13 protein-coding genes and 1 riboswitch are annotated in these 15,602 nt (G+C 59.8%); of the genes, 7 read left to right on the plus strand and 6 right to left on the minus strand.

Annotated elements, in window-relative coordinates; translation table 11 throughout:
* The first annotated feature begins 60 nt into the window (after window positions 1-60).
* Window positions 61-720 carry an SGNH/GDSL hydrolase family protein gene (locus tag DW823_RS03545; RefSeq protein WP_158550991.1) on the plus strand — a complete coding sequence of 220 codons (660 nt, stop codon included), beginning with the start codon at window positions 61-63 and terminating at the stop codon, window positions 718-720.
* Between the two features lie 255 nt (window positions 721-975).
* Here the strand turns inward: DW823_RS03545 and thiD are convergent, their stop codons facing one another.
* Window positions 976-1,806, minus strand: coding sequence for a bifunctional hydroxymethylpyrimidine kinase/phosphomethylpyrimidine kinase (gene thiD / locus DW823_RS03550; RefSeq protein WP_118080379.1), 831 nt, complete (start codon window positions 1,804-1,806; stop codon window positions 976-978).
* Window positions 1,807-1,983: 177 nt separating this feature from the next.
* A complete protein-coding gene (gene thiC / locus DW823_RS03555; RefSeq protein ID WP_117564630.1) occupies window positions 1,984-3,318 on the minus strand; it encodes a phosphomethylpyrimidine synthase ThiC in 1,335 nt (444 codons plus the stop codon).
* Window positions 3,310-3,426: riboswitch (TPP riboswitch) on the minus strand. (Overlaps the previous gene by 9 nt.)
* Before the next feature lie 62 nt (window positions 3,427-3,488).
* On the opposite strand from thiC, the gene DW823_RS03560 reads away from it, so the two are divergent.
* Entirely contained in the window at window positions 3,489-4,004 is a 516-nt protein-coding gene (locus DW823_RS03560; protein ID WP_118080382.1) for a hypothetical protein, read from the plus strand.
* 40 nt (window positions 4,005-4,044) lie between these two features.
* Here the strand turns inward: DW823_RS03560 and DW823_RS03565 are convergent, their stop codons facing one another.
* The gene (locus DW823_RS03565; RefSeq protein ID WP_118080384.1) at window positions 4,045-4,854 is read right to left on the minus strand and encodes a YaaA family protein; all 810 of its coding nucleotides are present in this window, start codon (window positions 4,852-4,854) and stop codon (window positions 4,045-4,047) included.
* 103 nt (window positions 4,855-4,957) lie between these two features.
* Window positions 4,958-6,355 (minus strand): aminopeptidase, encoded by a 1,398-nt coding sequence (locus tag DW823_RS03570; protein ID WP_117655131.1) that lies wholly within the window; start codon window positions 6,353-6,355, stop codon window positions 4,958-4,960.
* Window positions 6,356-6,521: 166 nt separating this feature from the next.
* Here DW823_RS03570 and polA point away from each other — a divergent pair, with 166 nt between their 5' ends.
* Window positions 6,522-9,269, plus strand: a complete 2,748-nt coding sequence (polA, locus tag DW823_RS03575) for a DNA polymerase I (RefSeq protein WP_118080386.1) — start codon at window positions 6,522-6,524, stop codon at window positions 9,267-9,269.
* Between the two features lie 345 nt (window positions 9,270-9,614).
* Here polA and DW823_RS03580 read toward each other — a convergent pair whose 3' ends face one another.
* Window positions 9,615-10,442, minus strand: coding sequence for a Cof-type HAD-IIB family hydrolase (locus tag DW823_RS03580; RefSeq protein WP_118080388.1), 828 nt, complete (start codon window positions 10,440-10,442; stop codon window positions 9,615-9,617).
* Window positions 10,443-10,995: 553 nt separating this feature from the next.
* Here DW823_RS03580 and DW823_RS03585 point away from each other — a divergent pair.
* From DW823_RS03585 to ndk, 4 genes are all read left to right on the plus strand, one after another.
* Window positions 10,996-12,222 (plus strand): argininosuccinate synthase, encoded by a 1,227-nt coding sequence (locus DW823_RS03585; protein ID WP_118080390.1) that lies wholly within the window; start codon window positions 10,996-10,998, stop codon window positions 12,220-12,222.
* A 233-nt stretch (window positions 12,223-12,455) separates the two neighbouring features.
* Window positions 12,456-12,626, plus strand: coding sequence for a hypothetical protein (locus tag DW823_RS09770; RefSeq protein WP_156058436.1), 171 nt, complete (start codon window positions 12,456-12,458; stop codon window positions 12,624-12,626).
* Between the two features lie 118 nt (window positions 12,627-12,744).
* Window positions 12,745-14,175, plus strand: a complete 1,431-nt coding sequence (argH, locus tag DW823_RS03590) for an argininosuccinate lyase (RefSeq protein ID WP_118080392.1) — start codon at window positions 12,745-12,747, stop codon at window positions 14,173-14,175.
* Between the two features lie 385 nt (window positions 14,176-14,560).
* Window positions 14,561-14,965 carry a nucleoside-diphosphate kinase gene (gene ndk, locus DW823_RS03595; protein ID WP_006234152.1) on the plus strand — a complete coding sequence of 135 codons (405 nt, stop codon included), beginning with the start codon at window positions 14,561-14,563 and terminating at the stop codon, window positions 14,963-14,965.
* Window positions 14,966-15,116: 151 nt separating this feature from the next.
* Here ndk and rpiB read toward each other — a convergent pair whose 3' ends face one another.
* Complete coding sequence (gene rpiB, locus DW823_RS03600) at window positions 15,117-15,584, minus strand: ribose 5-phosphate isomerase B (protein ID WP_006234151.1); 468 nt, start codon at window positions 15,582-15,584, stop codon at window positions 15,117-15,119.
* Window positions 15,585-15,602 lie beyond the last annotated feature (18 nt).

Below are 15,602 nucleotides of genomic sequence, written 5' to 3' on the forward strand. Positions count from 1 at the left end.
CGACATGCCGAGCCGACGGGGGCTGCTCCCGTCGGCTTTTTATTGAGTGGGGAGCTTACGATGAAAAACGTTCTGTGCTTTGGTGACAGCAACACCTATGGCTATGATCCGGCTGGTATGCGCGATGGCATTTCGGTGCGCTATGCGCAGGATGTGCGCTGGTGTGGCGTGGCCCAACGTGATTTAGGCGAGGGCTGGCATGTAATTGAAGAAGGCCTCAACGGCCGCACGACGGTACGCGACGATATGTGCCATCTGGACACCAATCTTAACGGCATCCGCGCGCTGCCGATGCTGCTCGAGGCTCATAAGCCGCTGGATGCGATCGTTATTATGCTGGGAACTAACGATTGCAAGACGGTCTTTGGTGTGACGGCCTCCGATATTGCCCGTGGCACCATGGCGCTGATTCGCGCGGTGCGTGCATTTCCCTGGACCAATGCCGCACCCTGCCCGCGTATTCTGCTGATGGCACCTATCAAGATCAAGCCCCAAATCGCCGATGTATATATGACCGATTTTGACGAGCGTTCCGTCGAGGCCTCGGAGCATTTTGCTGAATACTATGCGCACGTAGCTGAGCAGTTTGGCTGCGACTTTTTGAATGCCGCCGAGTTTGCCGAGCCGGGCGATATCGACTATCTGCATATGATGCCCGAAAGCCACGAGAGCTTGGGACATGCCGTGGCAGCCAAGCTCCAAGAGATGCTCGGTGAGTAGCGCGACCCCAAGCCACCACAAAAGTTCCCCTTGCGGGGGGCTTGTTTTGTTTGCTTGTCTTGATCTGTAACAGTTCTAAGGCCGAAAACGGGTTAGATGTTACAGATTGAGATTATTTAGGTCGATACCGATTGTTTGTCTCGATCTGTAACATCTAGGGTCGATTTTGCCGAGTTACTGTTACAGATCGAGATATTTGTGGGAACCACCGCAAAAGGTGCCTGTCCCCTTTGCGGTGGTTTTGGGCTGCGAATCTTAATACTGCCACATGTGGTTAACGGGGCCGGAGCCTTTGCCCATGTTCAGGCCGGCGGCCAGAGCGCCTGTCAGGTAGGCCTTGCCAGCGTTGACGGCGTCGGCAAGATCCATGCCCTGCGCCAATGCGCAGGCGATGGCGGATGAAAGCGTGCAGCCGGTGCCATGCGTGTTGCCGGTCTCGATGCGCTTGTGGCGGAACCACGTGGTGAGCGGATCGCCCAGATGGTTGCCCTCGTCATCGAGTGGCGCGGGTTCGGCCAATACATCGTTGGCCTCGTTGACAAGATGCCCACCCTTAACGAGGGATGCGCAACCAAAGCGGCGGGTGAGGAGCATGGCGGCATTTTGCTGTGTGCGCTCGGAGTCGACCTCGTAGTCGAGCAGGGCCATGGCCTCGGGAATATTGGGCGTGATAACCGTCGCCAGCGGGAACAGGCGGCGGGTGAGCGCCTCGGCGGCATCTTCGGCGATGAGGCGGGCGCCCGAGGTGGCGACCATAACGGGGTCGACGACGATATTTGTCGCGTCCCAGGCGCTCAGGCGGTCGGCGATAACCTCGATAATCTCGGCGGAGGAGACCATGCCGATCTTGACGGCGCTGGGGCGGATATCGTCAAAGACGGCATCGATCTGCGCCGCGACAATGTCCGGGGAGATGTTCTGCACGGCGGTGACGCCCAGGGTGTTCTGTGCGGTGATGGCCGTGATGGCCGTCTCGGCATACAGACGGTGTGCCGTGATGGTCTTAATATCGGCCTGAATGCCGGCGCCGCCGCTGGAATCGGATCCTGCGATGGACAGGACGGCAGGTACGTTACTACGATCCATGTTCGCTCTCTTGTTCGGTCGGATTCAAATGGGTCTTCTACCTGCATTATAAAGTTGTCCGGGCCGGCTATATGCCGATCCCGGGCGGGCGGTGCAATCTTTACGTAAATATAAACAAATGTTCACATGTCAACAATTGACGAGCACCTTGTTGCCGATTGTGGCTCCAGTGACGCGTTAATCCTCCATGCCAAGATCGATCGTCGTGCCCTCGAACACCTTGTTGACGGTACGGACGGCGCACATCTTGCCACACATGGTGCAGGTGCCCTCGGTGGCGGCGGGGGATTCCTCGTAGCGCTTCTTACCGGTGACCGGATCGAGAGCACACTTCCACATGGCATCCCAGTCGAGCTTGCGACGTGCCTGGCCCATCTTGTCATCCATGTCGCGGGCGTGCGGCACCTTCTTGGCGATATCGGCGGCGTGCGCGGCAATCTTGGTGGCCATGAGGCCATCGAGCACGTCCTGGGCGTTGGGCAGGCACAAGTGCTCGGCCGGCGTCACGTAGCACAGGAAGTCGGCGCCGGAGCTGGCGGAGATGGCGCCGCCGATGGCAGCGGTGATGTGGTCGTAACCCACGCCGATATCGGTCACCAGCGGCCCGAGCACATAGAACGGGGCGTTGTGGCACAGACGCTTCTGCAGTTTCATGTTGGCGGCGATCTCGTCGAGCGCCATGTGGCCCGGGCCCTCGACCATGACCTGGACGCCGGCGGCCCAGGCGCGCTTGCACAGCTTGCCCAGCTCGATCATCTCGGCGGTCTCGGTGGCGTCGTTGGAGTCGTAGAGACAGCCCGGGCGGCAGGAGTCGCCGAGCGAGATCGTCACATCGTACTCGTGGCAGATCTCGAGCACCTCGTCGTAAAACTCGTAGAAGGGGTTCTCGTTGCCGGTGACCTCCATCCAGCCAAACAGCAGCGAGCCGCCGCGGCTGACGATGTTCATCAGGCGGCCGGTCTCCTTAAAGGTCTTGATGACCGATTTGTTGATGCCGCAGTGGATGGTCATAAAGTCCACGCCGTCCTCGGCGTGTGCGCGCACGACCTCGAGCAGGTCGTCCTTGGTAAGCTTGACCAGCGGCTTTTCCATGTAGCCGATGGCGTCGTACATGGGCACCGTGCCCACCATGAGCGGCGTCTCGTCGATGAGCTGCTGGCGGAACTGGCGCGTCTTGCCCGAGTTGGAGAGGTCCATGATGGCGTCGGCGCCAAAGTCCTCGGCGATCTTGACCTTCTTCCACTCCTCGGCGGCATCGGCCTTGTCGCCCGAGATGCCCAGGTTGACGTTGACCTTGGTGGCCAGGCCCTCGCCGACACCAAAGGCGCGCATGCCCTTTTTGATATGCACGATGTTGGCGGGAATGGCGATGCGGCCGTCGGCCACGCGCTCGCGGATGTACTCGGGGTCGCGATGCTCGCGCTCGGCGACCTCCTTCATCTGCGGTGTGATCTGCCCAGCGCGGGCGAAGTCGATTTGTGTGACGAGCTTGGGCTCGGTCTGTGTGCTCATTGGCACGGCTCCCTTCGTTGGCATTACCCATATCAGGTTTGCGGGTCAGGGCGGGCGCGCCCAATCTCAGCCTGTCGTCTTGTCCTGCAAGCTCCCCGTTATGTCATGGGCTCAAGTATAGCCTGAATGGGTACGATTGGGCCAACGAGCGTGCCTGTGGGGAGGCGAACATGGAAGACAAGCATCTATATCGAGAGACGCAATGGGATGTATCGGCCGAGGAAAGCCGTGCGCACCATGGCCTTGTCGCGATTGGTTTTGCGGTGCTTGCCGTGCTGGTGATTGCCTTTTTTATCTGGACGTTTGGCGGTCACGGCGGCGCTGCATGGGAGTTCGAGGCCGACGATGCCCTGCCGATCATGACAGTGAAGGTTACGGGCGGCAATACCGTTGCCGCGCCGGGCGACTATTGGTATTCGCGCGATGGATTTGTCCAGCTTCAGCTGAGCGGTGGGTCTATTCCTGGTGAGGAAATCGAACGCGTGACGTATGATGCGGCGCTCAAAACGCTGACGGTGAAGCTCAAGAATCAGGGCGACGTGCCTACGACTATGGATATCGCGCTGACGGAATGGCGCTTGGAGCCCCCATCGGGTGTTGCGGTGTCCGAGGTAGAGCACGTTAAGATTACCTACCAAGATGGCTCGACAAACGAAGTTGCCAAAGCCGACGGCTTGGCGGAATAGACGCCGTGCCTAGGCAGCACATTCAAAAGTAGCGGTGGTCCTACAAGGTCTGTTCGTTCAGGAAGACCAAAGTGTTCTTATTTGAAAGCTCGGGAAAGTGACGATAACCAACGTCAAACGCGGTGAGCCCGCTTGCATCCTCGAGCTTGTTTTCTGCCATCCAGCGCACCATGGAACCACGTGCCTTTTTGCTGGCGGTCGAGCGCTGGATGGGCTTGCCGTTGCGGATGCCTTCGCCAAAGAGGCACGTGACGACCGTGGCGTCGCCCGCGAGATGGGGCAGAACGGCTTTGGCGTACTCTACGCTGGCGAGGTTGACGATCGTGGTGTTTGAGCCTGCCGGGGCGATAGCCCGCGCGAGCTTGTCGCTCCAAAACGCATAGAGGTCTCGGGCATCGTCAACGGCGAGCTTCGCGCCCATCTCCAGCCGATATGGTTCGACGGCATGAAAGGGGCGAACGCACCCGTAGAGGCCAGAGAGGATCCACAGGTGGCTTTGCAGCCATGCGAGCTGCGCGGAATCCATCACCTCGGGCGCCATGCTCTGGTATTGAATGCCGTGGTAGGACATGACGGCAGGGGAGAGGTGACAGGCGAGTGCGGGATTGTCGAGATCGCCGTTTTTCAGGATGGGCCCGAACTCATGCAGGGTGTTGAGGCAAGGCCCTAGCAGTTTGTCACTCACGTTCCATAGCGCCTGCAGGCTGTCGCTGCCTTCATTCCGCTCGATATCTAGCAGCGCGCGGTGGAGGCGAGCCGTCTCGCGCGCAAAGGGTGGAATGCCCAGGACTTCAAAAGCATCTTGGGCCGCGCGCATCTGCTTGGCGGGCGAAATGACGACCTGCAGCATGGACTCTCCTCTGCCAAAAAGGAAGTTGCGGTGGAATACGGTCTGTTTTGGCCGTTTATGGGCCAGTTTAGTCTGTATTTCACCGCAACTGATGAAGGGTTGGTTACGCGCGCTCGATGAAGGCCTTGTAGCCGCGATAGGCCTCGTAGATATCGGCCTTGTTAGCGACCTCCCACAGGGCGTGCATGGACAGGACGGCAACGCCAGAGTCGATGACGTTCATGCCGTACTTAGCCATGATGTATGCGATGGTGCCGCCGCCGCCCGCGTTGACGCGACCGAGCTCGCAGGTCTGGAAGTCCACGCCGGCCTCGTCCATGATGTCGCGGATGAGGGCCACATACTCGGCGTCGGCGTCGTTAGAGCCGCCCTTGCCGCGGCTGCCCGTGTACTTGTTAAAGCACAGGCCGCGACCCATGAAGGCTGCGTTCTTGGTTTCGAACTTGCCGGCGTAGCCCGGGTCGAAGCCGGCGGACACGTCGGAGGAGAGCATGCGGCTGCGGGCGAGCGCGCGGCGCAGGGCCAGCGGGCTATCCTCGCCGGCGAGCGTCATGATCTCGGCGACGGTGTTCTCGAAGAAGCGGCTCGTCATGCCGGTGGCACCCACGGAACCGATCTCCTCCTTGTCGACGATGAGTGTGATGCTCGTGCGCTCCACGTTGGCGACGTTGATCTGGGCGAGCATGGACGGATAGGCGCAGACACGGTCGTCGTGGCCATAGCCCAGAATCATGGAGCGGTCGAGGCCCATGTCACGGGCGGGGCCGGCGGGCACGACCTCGATCTCGGCGGAGAGGAAGTCCTCCTCCTCGACGTCGTACTGCTCCTTGAGGATATCCAGGAACATCTGCTTGACGGGCTCCTTGGGAGCGTCCTTGTCGTCCTCGTCAAACTTGACGGGGCGGCCGCCCACGATCACGTCGAGGATCTCGGCGTCGACGGCGTCCTTGGCGGGCTTGGCCATCTGCTCGCTCGAGAGGTGGATCAGCAGGTCGGAGATGGTAAAGACCGGGTCGTCGGCCTTGTCACCGATGTTGATGTCGACGGTGGTGCCGTCCTTTTTGCAGATGACGCCCACGAGTGCGAGCGGGGAAGCGACCCAGTGGTAGCTCTTGACGCCGCCATAGTAGTGCGTGTCGAGATAAGCCATGTCGCCGGCCTCGAAGGCGGGGTTCTGCTTGAGGTCCAGGCGCGGCGAGTCCACGTGGGCGCCCAGGATGTTAAAGCCCTGCTCGAGCGGGGCGGTGCCCAGGTTGACGAGCATGAGGTCCTTGCCGTGGTTGGCGGCGTACACCTTGTCGCCGGCCTTGAGCGCGCGGCCCTCGGCGATCACGGTCTCCAGATTGACGTAGCCCGCCTCCTCGGCCATCTTGATACCGGCCTTGACGCACAGGCGCTCGGTCTTGTTCTCACTCAAAAACTGCTTATAGCCGCGGCAAAGCTCCTCGAGCTCCTCGATCTGCTGTGGCGTGTACTTTTTCCATGCGCTGGGACGCTCCATGACGCAGGCTCCTTTCGGATCGATCGTGCTGGTTGATGTACCGTGAGCCATCGTATCACGCGCGGGCCCGCGGCGGCAGGGAAGCCTGATGTGCGGTGGCCGCGGGGCGGGGAGCGTGTAAACTGGTGTGAGCAAACCGTGCCCAGCCCAAAGCGAGGTATTCAATATGTCTGAAAAGCGCCGTACCTTTGCCGTCATCGACGGCAACTCGCTCATGCATCGCGCCTTCCACGCCGTGCCGCCGACCATGAACGCGCCGGACGGTCGCCCCACCAACGCGATCTTTGGTTTTCTGAACATGTTTCTTAAGATGATCGACGCCTTTAACCCCGACGGCGTCGTCGTGGCGTTTGACAAGGGCAAGCCGCGCGTGCGTATGGAGATGCTGCCGCAGTATAAGGCGCAGCGTCCGCCCATGGACCCCGATCTGCACGCGCAGTTCCCTATGATCAAGGAGCTGCTCGCCGCGCTCAACGTGCCGATTCTGCAGTCCGAGGGCTGGGAAGGCGATGACATCCTGGGTACTATGGCGCGCCTGGGCGAGCAGGCCGGCTGTGATATGCTGCTGGTGACCGGTGATCGCGACATGTATCAGCTTGTTACCGAGCACGTCAACGTGGTCTCGACCCGTAAGGGCCTGTCCGACGTGGCGATCATGACACCCGAGAGCGTGGACGATCTGTATCACGGCATTACGCCGGCGCTCGTGCCCGACTTTTATGGTCTGAAGGGCGACACGTCCGATAACATCCCCGGCGTGCCGGGCATCGGCCCCAAAAAGGCGAGCGCGCTCATTGCGCAGTACGGTAGCCTGGACGAGGTCATCGCACACGCCGATGAGGTTAAGGGCAAGATGGGCGAGAACCTGCGTGCGCACATCGACGATGCGCTGCTGAGCCGCAAGGTCGCGACCATCCGCACCGATGCGCCTGTTGAGCTCGACTTTGAGGCGACGTCCTTCCCGGCGTTTTCTGCCGACGAGGTGTCTGCGGCGCTGGGCACGCTCGGCATTACGGCCATGCAGAACCGTTTCTTGGCGCTGATCAGCGGCGAGGGCGGGGCTGCTGCTTCCAGCACGTTTGAGATGCCCGCCGTCTCGCGTGCCGCTGCCGACGATGCCGAGGCGCTTGCTGCCGCTGCCGTCGAGATCGCTCGCGCGATTGATGCGGGTGAGTGGATTGCCGCCGTGGTGGATGATGACAAGGAGGAGGGCGCGCTTTTTGGTCTGACGCGCACGCTGTGGCTGGCGACGTCCAAGGGGCTGTTTGCTCTTGAGGAGGGCGACGGCGGTGCGTCTGCCGTGGTCGATGGCTTTAACGTTGCCCACGGCCTGATCGCCGGCGTGCTTGCGCGCCTGTTTATGGAGGGCCGCGTGGCGAGCCCGGATATGAAGGCGCTGCTGCATGAGCTTTCGCCCATCGATTCTTCCGAGCCCGAGCTCATGGATCCGCTGGTCGTCGATTCCACGCGCATCTTCGATACCGTTGTCGCCGCCTACCTGTTGGATTCCGACCGCTCCGAGTTTGATGAGGCGTATCTGGCCGATACCTATCTGCAGATGACGCTGCCTGCGGCACGTGGCGCAGAAGGCGCTGGCGAGGACGCTCCTGCGCCCGCCGCTCGCACGGCGGCCTTGACGCTGGCGCTGGTCGCACCGCTGCGTGACCGCATGGCCCGCGAGAACGCCGCCAACGTGTTCGATGGGATCGAGATGCCGCTCGTGCCGGTGCTTGCCAAGATGGAACGCGCGGGCATGCTCGTAGACCCCGACCGTCTGCATAGTCTGTCCGAGGGACTTGCTACCCAGATCACCGATGTCGAGCGCAGTATTCGCGACCTAGCGGGTGACGAGACCTTTAACGTCGGCAGCCCCATGCAGCTCTCGCACGTGCTGTTTGATGTGATGGGGCTTCCGACCAAGGGCCTCAAAAAGACCAAGCGCGGCTATTATTCGACCAACGCCAAGGTGCTGAGCGACCTTGCCCGCGACCACGAGATCGTACGCCTTATTTTGGACTGGCGTGAGAAGTCCAAGATTAAGTCGACCTATCTGGACACGCTAGGTCCGCTGCGCCGTGGTGACGGGCGTGTGCACACCACGTACAACCAGACCATCACCGCGACGGGGCGTCTGTCTTCGAGCGACCCCAATCTGCAAAACATTCCGACGCGCTCGGAGCTGGGACGCACCGTCAAGACGGCGTTCTCGGCGGGCGAGGGCAGCGTCTTTTTGGCAGTGGACTACTCGCAGATCGAGCTGCGTCTGCTGGCGCATCTCTCGGGCGATGAGCATCTGGTGCGCGCCTTTAACGAGGGCGAGGACTTCCATGCCGAGACGGCCGCGCGCGTATTTGGCGTGCCGGTGTCCGAGGTGACGCCCGACCTGCGCAGCCGCGCCAAGGCCGTGAACTTCGGCATCGTGTATGGTCAGCAGGCTTACGGTCTGTCGCAGTCGCTGCATATCTCGATGGCCGAGGCGCGCGACATGATTGACCGCTACTACGAGGCATACCCGGGCGTGCGCACGTTCCTCGACAACGTGGTGGCGCGTGCCAAGCAGACGGGTTACGCCGAGACCATGTACGGCCGTCGTCGTCATATTCCGGAGCTCAAGGCCAAAAACCCACAGCTCCGCGGCTTTGGTGAGCGCACGGCCATGAACCATCCCATGCAGGGCACCGCGGCCGACGTCATCAAGATCGCCATGGCCCGCGTAAGCCGCCGCCTGGAAGAAGAGGGCTTTGCCGCCCACATGATCTTACAGGTGCACGACGAACTGGACTTTGAGTGCCCCGTCGACGAAGTCGAGCGCCTCACCGCCATGGTCCGCGACGTCATGGAACACGTAGTAGACCTCCGCGTACCGTTGATCGCCGAAGCCAGCACCGGCATAACCTGGGCCGACGCGAAATAGGGAAGCACTCCGTAAGGCAAGCTCGCCCAAGACGCAAGCCCCCACATACTTAAGATTTGGGACAAACACTACTGATTAATTTGTCCCACAGTAACCAAAACAGAGGGGAGCCCCTTCCAACAAGGGGCTCCCCTCTGCTCAAATCATTTCAGCTAAGTATCTAGACACTCAAGACGCCATCTTGGCGGCAGGAAAGTAAACCTAGGACCTGGCCGGGCGGCGCGGATTAGTTTTTCGTAGATTCCGCACGAGCCGGAAAGCACTTAATGTGCTTTCCGAGCGAGCCCAGGACCTGACCGAACGAAAAACTAATCCGCGCCGCCCGGCCAGGTCCGACGAGCCACGTTACCGAGCCGCCAGGATGGCGTCGATGAGCGTCAGTACGCCCCCGTCGTTGTTGCTCGGAATGCGCCACTTGGCATGCGCGTTCATGTGCTCCTCGGCATTGTCCACGATAAAGCTGTGACCGACGCGCTCCAGCATGGGGATATCGTTGTAGGTATCGCCCACGGCAGCGGCGTCGGCGATATCGATGCCCAGGTGCTCGCACAGGTGCGCGACGCCGGCGCCCTTGTCGACGCCCAGGTTCATAAAGTCGATCCACTCGCGCCCGGCGTTGGTGACGTAGAGCTTGTCCGAGAACTCGGGGCTATAGGTCTCGCGGAATGCAGGCTCGGCATCATAGGCGGGGAAGAAGATCGAGATCTTATTGGACTCGATATCAATGCCCTCAAAGCTATCGACGTAGTTGATTGTGTTGTAGTAGACGCTGATCTCGTCGTGGTATTGATGGTCGCGGGCAAGCACGTAGAACTCGTCGAAGCAGCACAGGACGGGGACAGCGCGAGGATCCTCCGAGGCGCGCTTCAAGACCTGCTGGTACAGCTCCACGTCGATATTACTCTTATAGATATAGCTGCCGCGATAGATCACGCACGCTCCGTTGTCGGGACAAAAGGCGAGGCGGTTCTTGATGTCCTCGAACATCTCCTCGAGCTTGGGGGCGGGGCGTCCGCTGGCGGGGCAGAATACGATGCCGGCGTCAGCGAGCTTGTCCAGACGCTCGTCGAGACCCTGGGGCAGCACGCGCTCGTCGGTCAGCAGCGTCTTGTCCATGTCGACGGCGATGAGTTTAATGTTGCCGATGTTAGCGTCTGATTCATAAGTCTGCATAAATGCGCCTTTCCGTTTCCAGATTGTTTCGGGCGTAATGACCCTCTGCTATGTAATCGAGCGTATTTTCGCAGGAATGGTGCGTACTTGCACTGCAATTCACAAACTAATGAAAAAACTTTTCAGAAATTTGAATTTGTCGCTTGTACAGCAGGCACTTTAGCGTAATATAGCGAGCATCGAAAACGGAGACGGAAAAAGACCCGTTTACCGAGGAAAAGGTACCGTTTGCGATATTTGAATTGCGCTCGGCGATATGTGAAAGGAGAGGCAGATGCAGTTCGTAAAGATCATCACCACTGCAGACAATGCCATCCGACGCCAGCGCGCAATTTCCCGACGACGATAACAATCGTCTCTGTCCGCATGGGGCGAATTGCCTCAACAGAGTCATTTTGAGGTCGTTGGGTTTAGCACGACATAGCTACATGTTTCTAGGGCATGTATGTGCTGTTTTTTACTATTTAACCTGATATTGCACGGTATTTGACCTTGAAATGACTTGCAACTGACCGATGCTCTAATTAGCTACCAAGGGCGAAAGGAAACAGCCATGAGCAAGGAAAAAGTCGTTCTCGCATATTCCGGTGGCCTTGATACATCTGTATGTGTCAAGTGGCTCCAGGACGAGAAGAATCTCGATGTCGTTTGTGTCTGCGGCAACGTGGGCCAGGAGGAGACCGGCCTGGATGCCAAGAAGCAGAAGGCGCTCGACTTGGGCGTTCTCGATTGCCAGGTGCTCGACCTGCGCGATGAGTTTTCCGATGAGTTCCTAATCAAGGCCATCGCCGCCAACTCCATGTACGAGAACAAGTACCCGCTGCTCTCCGCCCTGTCTCGTCCGCTGCTCGCCAAGAAGCTTGTTGAGGTCGCTCACGAGTTTGGCGCGACCTACGTCGCCCACGGCTGCACCGGCAAGGGTAACGACCAGGTTCGTTTTGAGGCTGCCGTCAAGGCCCTCGACCCCGAGCTTAAGGTTATCGCCCCGGTTCGCGAGTGGGACCTGAAGTGTCGTCCCGACGAGGTCGCCTATGCTCACGCCCACAACGTGCCGGTTCCCGAGGGTGCCAACGACAACCCCTATTCCATCGATGATAACCTGTGGGGTCGTGCCATCGAGTGCGGTCACCTGGAGGATCCCTGGAACGAGCCGCTCGACGACGCCTGGGTTATGACCAAGAACCCCGAGGACACGCCCGACACTCCGACTTACACCGAGATTGAGTTTGAGGCCGGCAAGCCCGTCGCCGTCGACGGCAAGAAGATGAAGCTCTCCGAGATCGTCATCGCCCTCAACAAGATCTCTGGTGACAACGGCTTTGGCCGTCTCGATCTGGTCGAGGACCGTCTAGTGGGCCTCAAGAGCCGCGAGTGCTATGAGGTTCCCGGCGCCCTGACGCTCATCACCGCCCACAAGGCGCTTGAGGACATTTGCGTCGAGGGCGACCTGCTCAAGGCCAAGATTAAGCTCGAGCAGGATTGGGCCACCGCCGTGTACAACGGCCAGTGGTACAGCCCGCTCAAAAACGCGCTCGATGCCTTTATGGCCGACACCCAGAAGTTCGTGACCGGCACCGTCCGTCTGAAGTTCTTTAAGGGCAACTGCCATGTCGTCGGCCGCAAGAGCCCGTTTAGCCTGTATGACTACGGTCTGGCTACCTACGACCGCGACACTACGTTTGACGAGAAGGCCAGCGCCGGCTTTATCGAGATCGATACGCTGTCGCTCAAGACGTGGGCTAAGGTCCAGGGCCCCAGCTCTGCTGCCGCCCAGGCCTAGCGCCTCCTTCCTTTGGTATCCGCGCGGCCCATCCGCGTGATACATAACGGGCGCATGGGGTCCCCACCTTTCGTTATGCTTGCTGACACTTCTTAACATCGGTGGCCCCTACGTTCCGCCCGCATATATGATGCCGCGTCTGCGGCTGAGTCCGAGCCCCGCCGGGGTTGTCCGGCGGGGCTCCTCCTATCAATTTGACGGCCCTGCGCCTATATATATGGGGAGTATCCATTATGTTCAATGCTATCGCGCATGCTTTACTTGCCCTCGCGCCCGAGTTCGATGCTGCAAAGGTCGAGGACGTTCCTATGAGCCTAAAGGCCTGGATCGATGGTTCGCAGGGCAACATTCGGAGGGAGACGTTGGGCGCCAAGTGCATGGCGCGTCACTTCTTTGCAAATTAGCAATATGGCCTCGCACATGGTGGGGAATATGCAAAACTAGCGGTTGAGAAATCGCTTTAGCGACAGGGCGCATTGCTTTGGGCGCTTGTTTTGGGATTTGATGAAAGGGGACGGTTCCATGGCTCTTTGGGGCGGTCGTTTTGAGGCGGGCGTGGCCGAGGTCACGCAGGAGTTTGGCGCGTCGTTGCCGGTTGACAAACATCTCTATAAGCAGGATATCGCCGGATCTAAGGCACATGCCAAGATGCTGGCGGCCCAGGGCATTATCAGCGCCGAGGACGAGCAGGCGATTGCCGAGGGCCTGACCGGAATCGAACAGGATATCGATGCCGGCAACTTCACCTTTGATATCAACGACGAGGACATTCATATGTCCATCGAAAGCGAGCTGACGCGTCGTATCGGCGAGGCTGGCAAGCGCTTGCATACTGGGCGTTCGCGCAACGACCAGGTGGCGACCGATACGCGCCTGGGCGTCAAGGCGCTGGCCAAGGAGCTCATGGAGGCCAATCTTGAGCTGCGCCATGTGCTGGTGGATGCGGCCAAGAAGTACGACAAGGTGATTCTTCCGGGCTACACGCATATGCAGCACGCTCAGCCCGTGCTGCTCTCGCATCATCTGCTGGCGTATTCCTGGATGTTCGCGCGCGACTTTACGCGCCTGAAGGCCGCCTTTGATGCCGCCGACAACTGCCCGCTGGGTGCTGCCGCGCTTGCCGGTACGAGCTATCCGCTCGATCGCCAGATGACGGCTGCCGAACTTGGCTTTGCGGGCGTGATTCCCAACTCGCTCGATGCGGTTTCCGACCGTGATTTCCTGCTCGATCTGCATTACGCCGGATCCGTCATGGCGATGCACCTGTCGCGTCTTTCCGAGGAGATCGTGCTGTGGTCGAGCTCCGAATTTGGCTTTATCACGCTTTCAGACTCCTACTCCACCGGCTCGTCCATCATGCCGCAGAAGAAGAATCCCGACTTTGCCGAGCTTATCCGCGGTAAGAGCGGTCGCGTGTACGGCAACCTGGTGCAGCTGCTGGTAACCATGAAGGGCCTGCCGCTCGCTTATAACAAGGACTTGCAGGAGGACAAGGAGGGCGCGCTCGATACCGCTCACACGCTCATGCAGTGCCTGTCCGTTATGGCCGGAATGATTTCGACCTGGACCGTCAACGAGGATGCCATGGCGCGCGAGTGCGGCGTGGGGCACCTTGCCGCCACCGATGTTGCCGATTACCTGGCAAAGCGCGGTCTACCGTTCCGCGAGGCACATGCCGTGGTGGGGCACCTGGTCCTGATGTGTGAGAAGCGCGGCTGCAGCCTTGAGGACCTGCCGTTTGAGGTGTTCCAGGAGGCAAGCCCGCTCTTTGAGCGCGATATTACCGAGGCGCTCGATATCCCGTCGATTGTCGCCGCGCGCACGGCCGAGGGCGGTACCGCCCCTGCCGCCGTTGCCGTGCAGCTGCAGCGTGCCGAGGCACAGCTCGTGGCCGACGAGGGCGTGTTTGGATCGCTGACCAAGGTCGTCGAGATGGGCCACGGGATAAAGTAAGGGTTTGGCCGAAGCTGTTTTTGCCATTTATTGAGGAATCATTTTTTGCTTTACGGACGTCTGCTGATGTGAGCGTCCGTATTTTGTTGCTATGGGGGAGGGGCTTGTCGAGAAGTTCTGTAGGACCTTTGGGCAGGTTGTGAAGGGGGTACGTTCGCGGGCGGCAACCGACCGTCTGCTCTGCTCGATGCGGTTGATGGGCAGTCGGATGGTACTCTAATCGAGCTTCGAAACAGAAGTGACACATATGGAACGCTTTAATAAATTGCAACGTTTCAATAAACAGCTTTTTGTTTAACTGCAGCTAAAACTCTGTTACGATGCAGTCCAGGCGGGTGCCGGAATGGGACTTGGGCACGCGCGAACCTACTTGAAAGGCTACCTTATGGCTATCGAGAAGACCTTCATCATGATTAAGCCCGACGCCGTGCGCGACCGCAAGATCGGCGAGATTGTTGCTCGCATCGAGCGCAGCGGCCTTGTCATCGAGCGCATGGAGATGACCACGCTCGAGCGCGCTACCGTCGAGGAGCACTACGCCCATCTGGCCGACAAGCCCTTCTTTGGCGGTCTCTGCGACTTTATGACGAGCGGTCCGGTTGTCAAGATGGTTGTTTCCGGTCTCTCCGCTGTTGCTAAGATGCGCACCCTCATGGGCGCTACTAATCCGCTTGACGCTGCTCCTGGTACCATCCGCGGCGACTTTGCCGTCGATGTCAACGCCAACGTGATCCACGGCTCCGACTGCCTGGAGAACGCCGAGATTGAGATCAAGCGCTTCTTTGGCTAAACCAGCTTTGACTCCTTAAAGCTGTTAGCGTGTGGCTTGGGCGCCGCGGAACTCCATCCGCGGCGCCCTTTTATTCCAAAATCTATGAAGGGGCCCGTTCGGTCATGAGTTCCGAGCGGGCCCCTGCTGTTAGCTTGTGGCACTGAGATGTTTAGGCCTCGTCGACGACCTTGAGGCCGCGCGTGTGGTCGATCTCGTTGAGGAGGTTAACGCGACGCTCGTGACGACCGCCCTCAAACTCGGCGTCGAGCCACTCGTCGACAATCATCTTGGCGAGCTCGGAGCCCACGACGCGGGCGCCAAAGGCGAGCACGTTGGTATTGTTGTGCATGCGGGAGAGCTTGGCGCTGAAGGGCTCGGAGCACACGACGGCGCGTACGCCCTCGACCTTGTTGGCAGCCAAGCTAATCCCGACACCGGTGCCACAGATGAGGATGCCCAGGTCGACGTCGCCGTTGGCAACGGCCTTACCCACCTTGTAGCCGGCGATGGGGTAGTCAAAGCTCTCGGAGGTGTCGGTGCCAAAGTTCACGACCTCGCAGCCGCGCTCCTTCAGGTGCTCGGAAATGATGTTCTTGAGCTCGACGGCGGCGTGGTCGTTACCGATACCGATCTTCATGGATGGTTCCTCTCTGGT

It is taken from the genome of Collinsella sp. AM34-10 (assembly GCF_003469185.1).
In the GTDB taxonomy this organism is placed as follows: Bacteria; Actinomycetota; Coriobacteriia; order Coriobacteriales; family Coriobacteriaceae; genus Collinsella.

Coding starts and splice junctions, on each gene's coding strand:
- DW823_RS03545 (WP_158550991.1), top strand. CDS start 61: ATGAAAAACGTTCTGTGCTTTGGTGACAGCAACACCTATGGCTATGAT.
- thiD (WP_118080379.1), bottom strand. CDS start 1,806: ATGGATCGTAGTAACGTACCTGCCGTCCTGTCCATCGCAGGATCCGAT.
- thiC (WP_117564630.1), bottom strand. CDS start 3,318: ATGAGCACACAGACCGAGCCCAAGCTCGTCACACAAATCGACTTCGCC.
- DW823_RS03560 (WP_118080382.1), top strand. CDS start 3,489: ATGGAAGACAAGCATCTATATCGAGAGACGCAATGGGATGTATCGGCC.
- DW823_RS03565 (WP_118080384.1), bottom strand. CDS start 4,854: ATGCTGCAGGTCGTCATTTCGCCCGCCAAGCAGATGCGCGCGGCCCAA.
- DW823_RS03570 (WP_117655131.1), bottom strand. CDS start 6,355: ATGGAGCGTCCCAGCGCATGGAAAAAGTACACGCCACAGCAGATCGAG.
- polA (WP_118080386.1), top strand. CDS start 6,522: ATGTCTGAAAAGCGCCGTACCTTTGCCGTCATCGACGGCAACTCGCTC.
- DW823_RS03580 (WP_118080388.1), bottom strand. CDS start 10,442: ATGCAGACTTATGAATCAGACGCTAACATCGGCAACATTAAACTCATC.
- DW823_RS03585 (WP_118080390.1), top strand. CDS start 10,996: ATGAGCAAGGAAAAAGTCGTTCTCGCATATTCCGGTGGCCTTGATACA.
- DW823_RS09770 (WP_156058436.1), top strand. CDS start 12,456: ATGTTCAATGCTATCGCGCATGCTTTACTTGCCCTCGCGCCCGAGTTC.
- argH (WP_118080392.1), top strand. CDS start 12,745: ATGGCTCTTTGGGGCGGTCGTTTTGAGGCGGGCGTGGCCGAGGTCACG.
- ndk (WP_006234152.1), top strand. CDS start 14,561: ATGGCTATCGAGAAGACCTTCATCATGATTAAGCCCGACGCCGTGCGC.
- rpiB (WP_006234151.1), bottom strand. CDS start 15,584: ATGAAGATCGGTATCGGTAACGACCACGCCGCCGTCGAGCTCAAGAAC.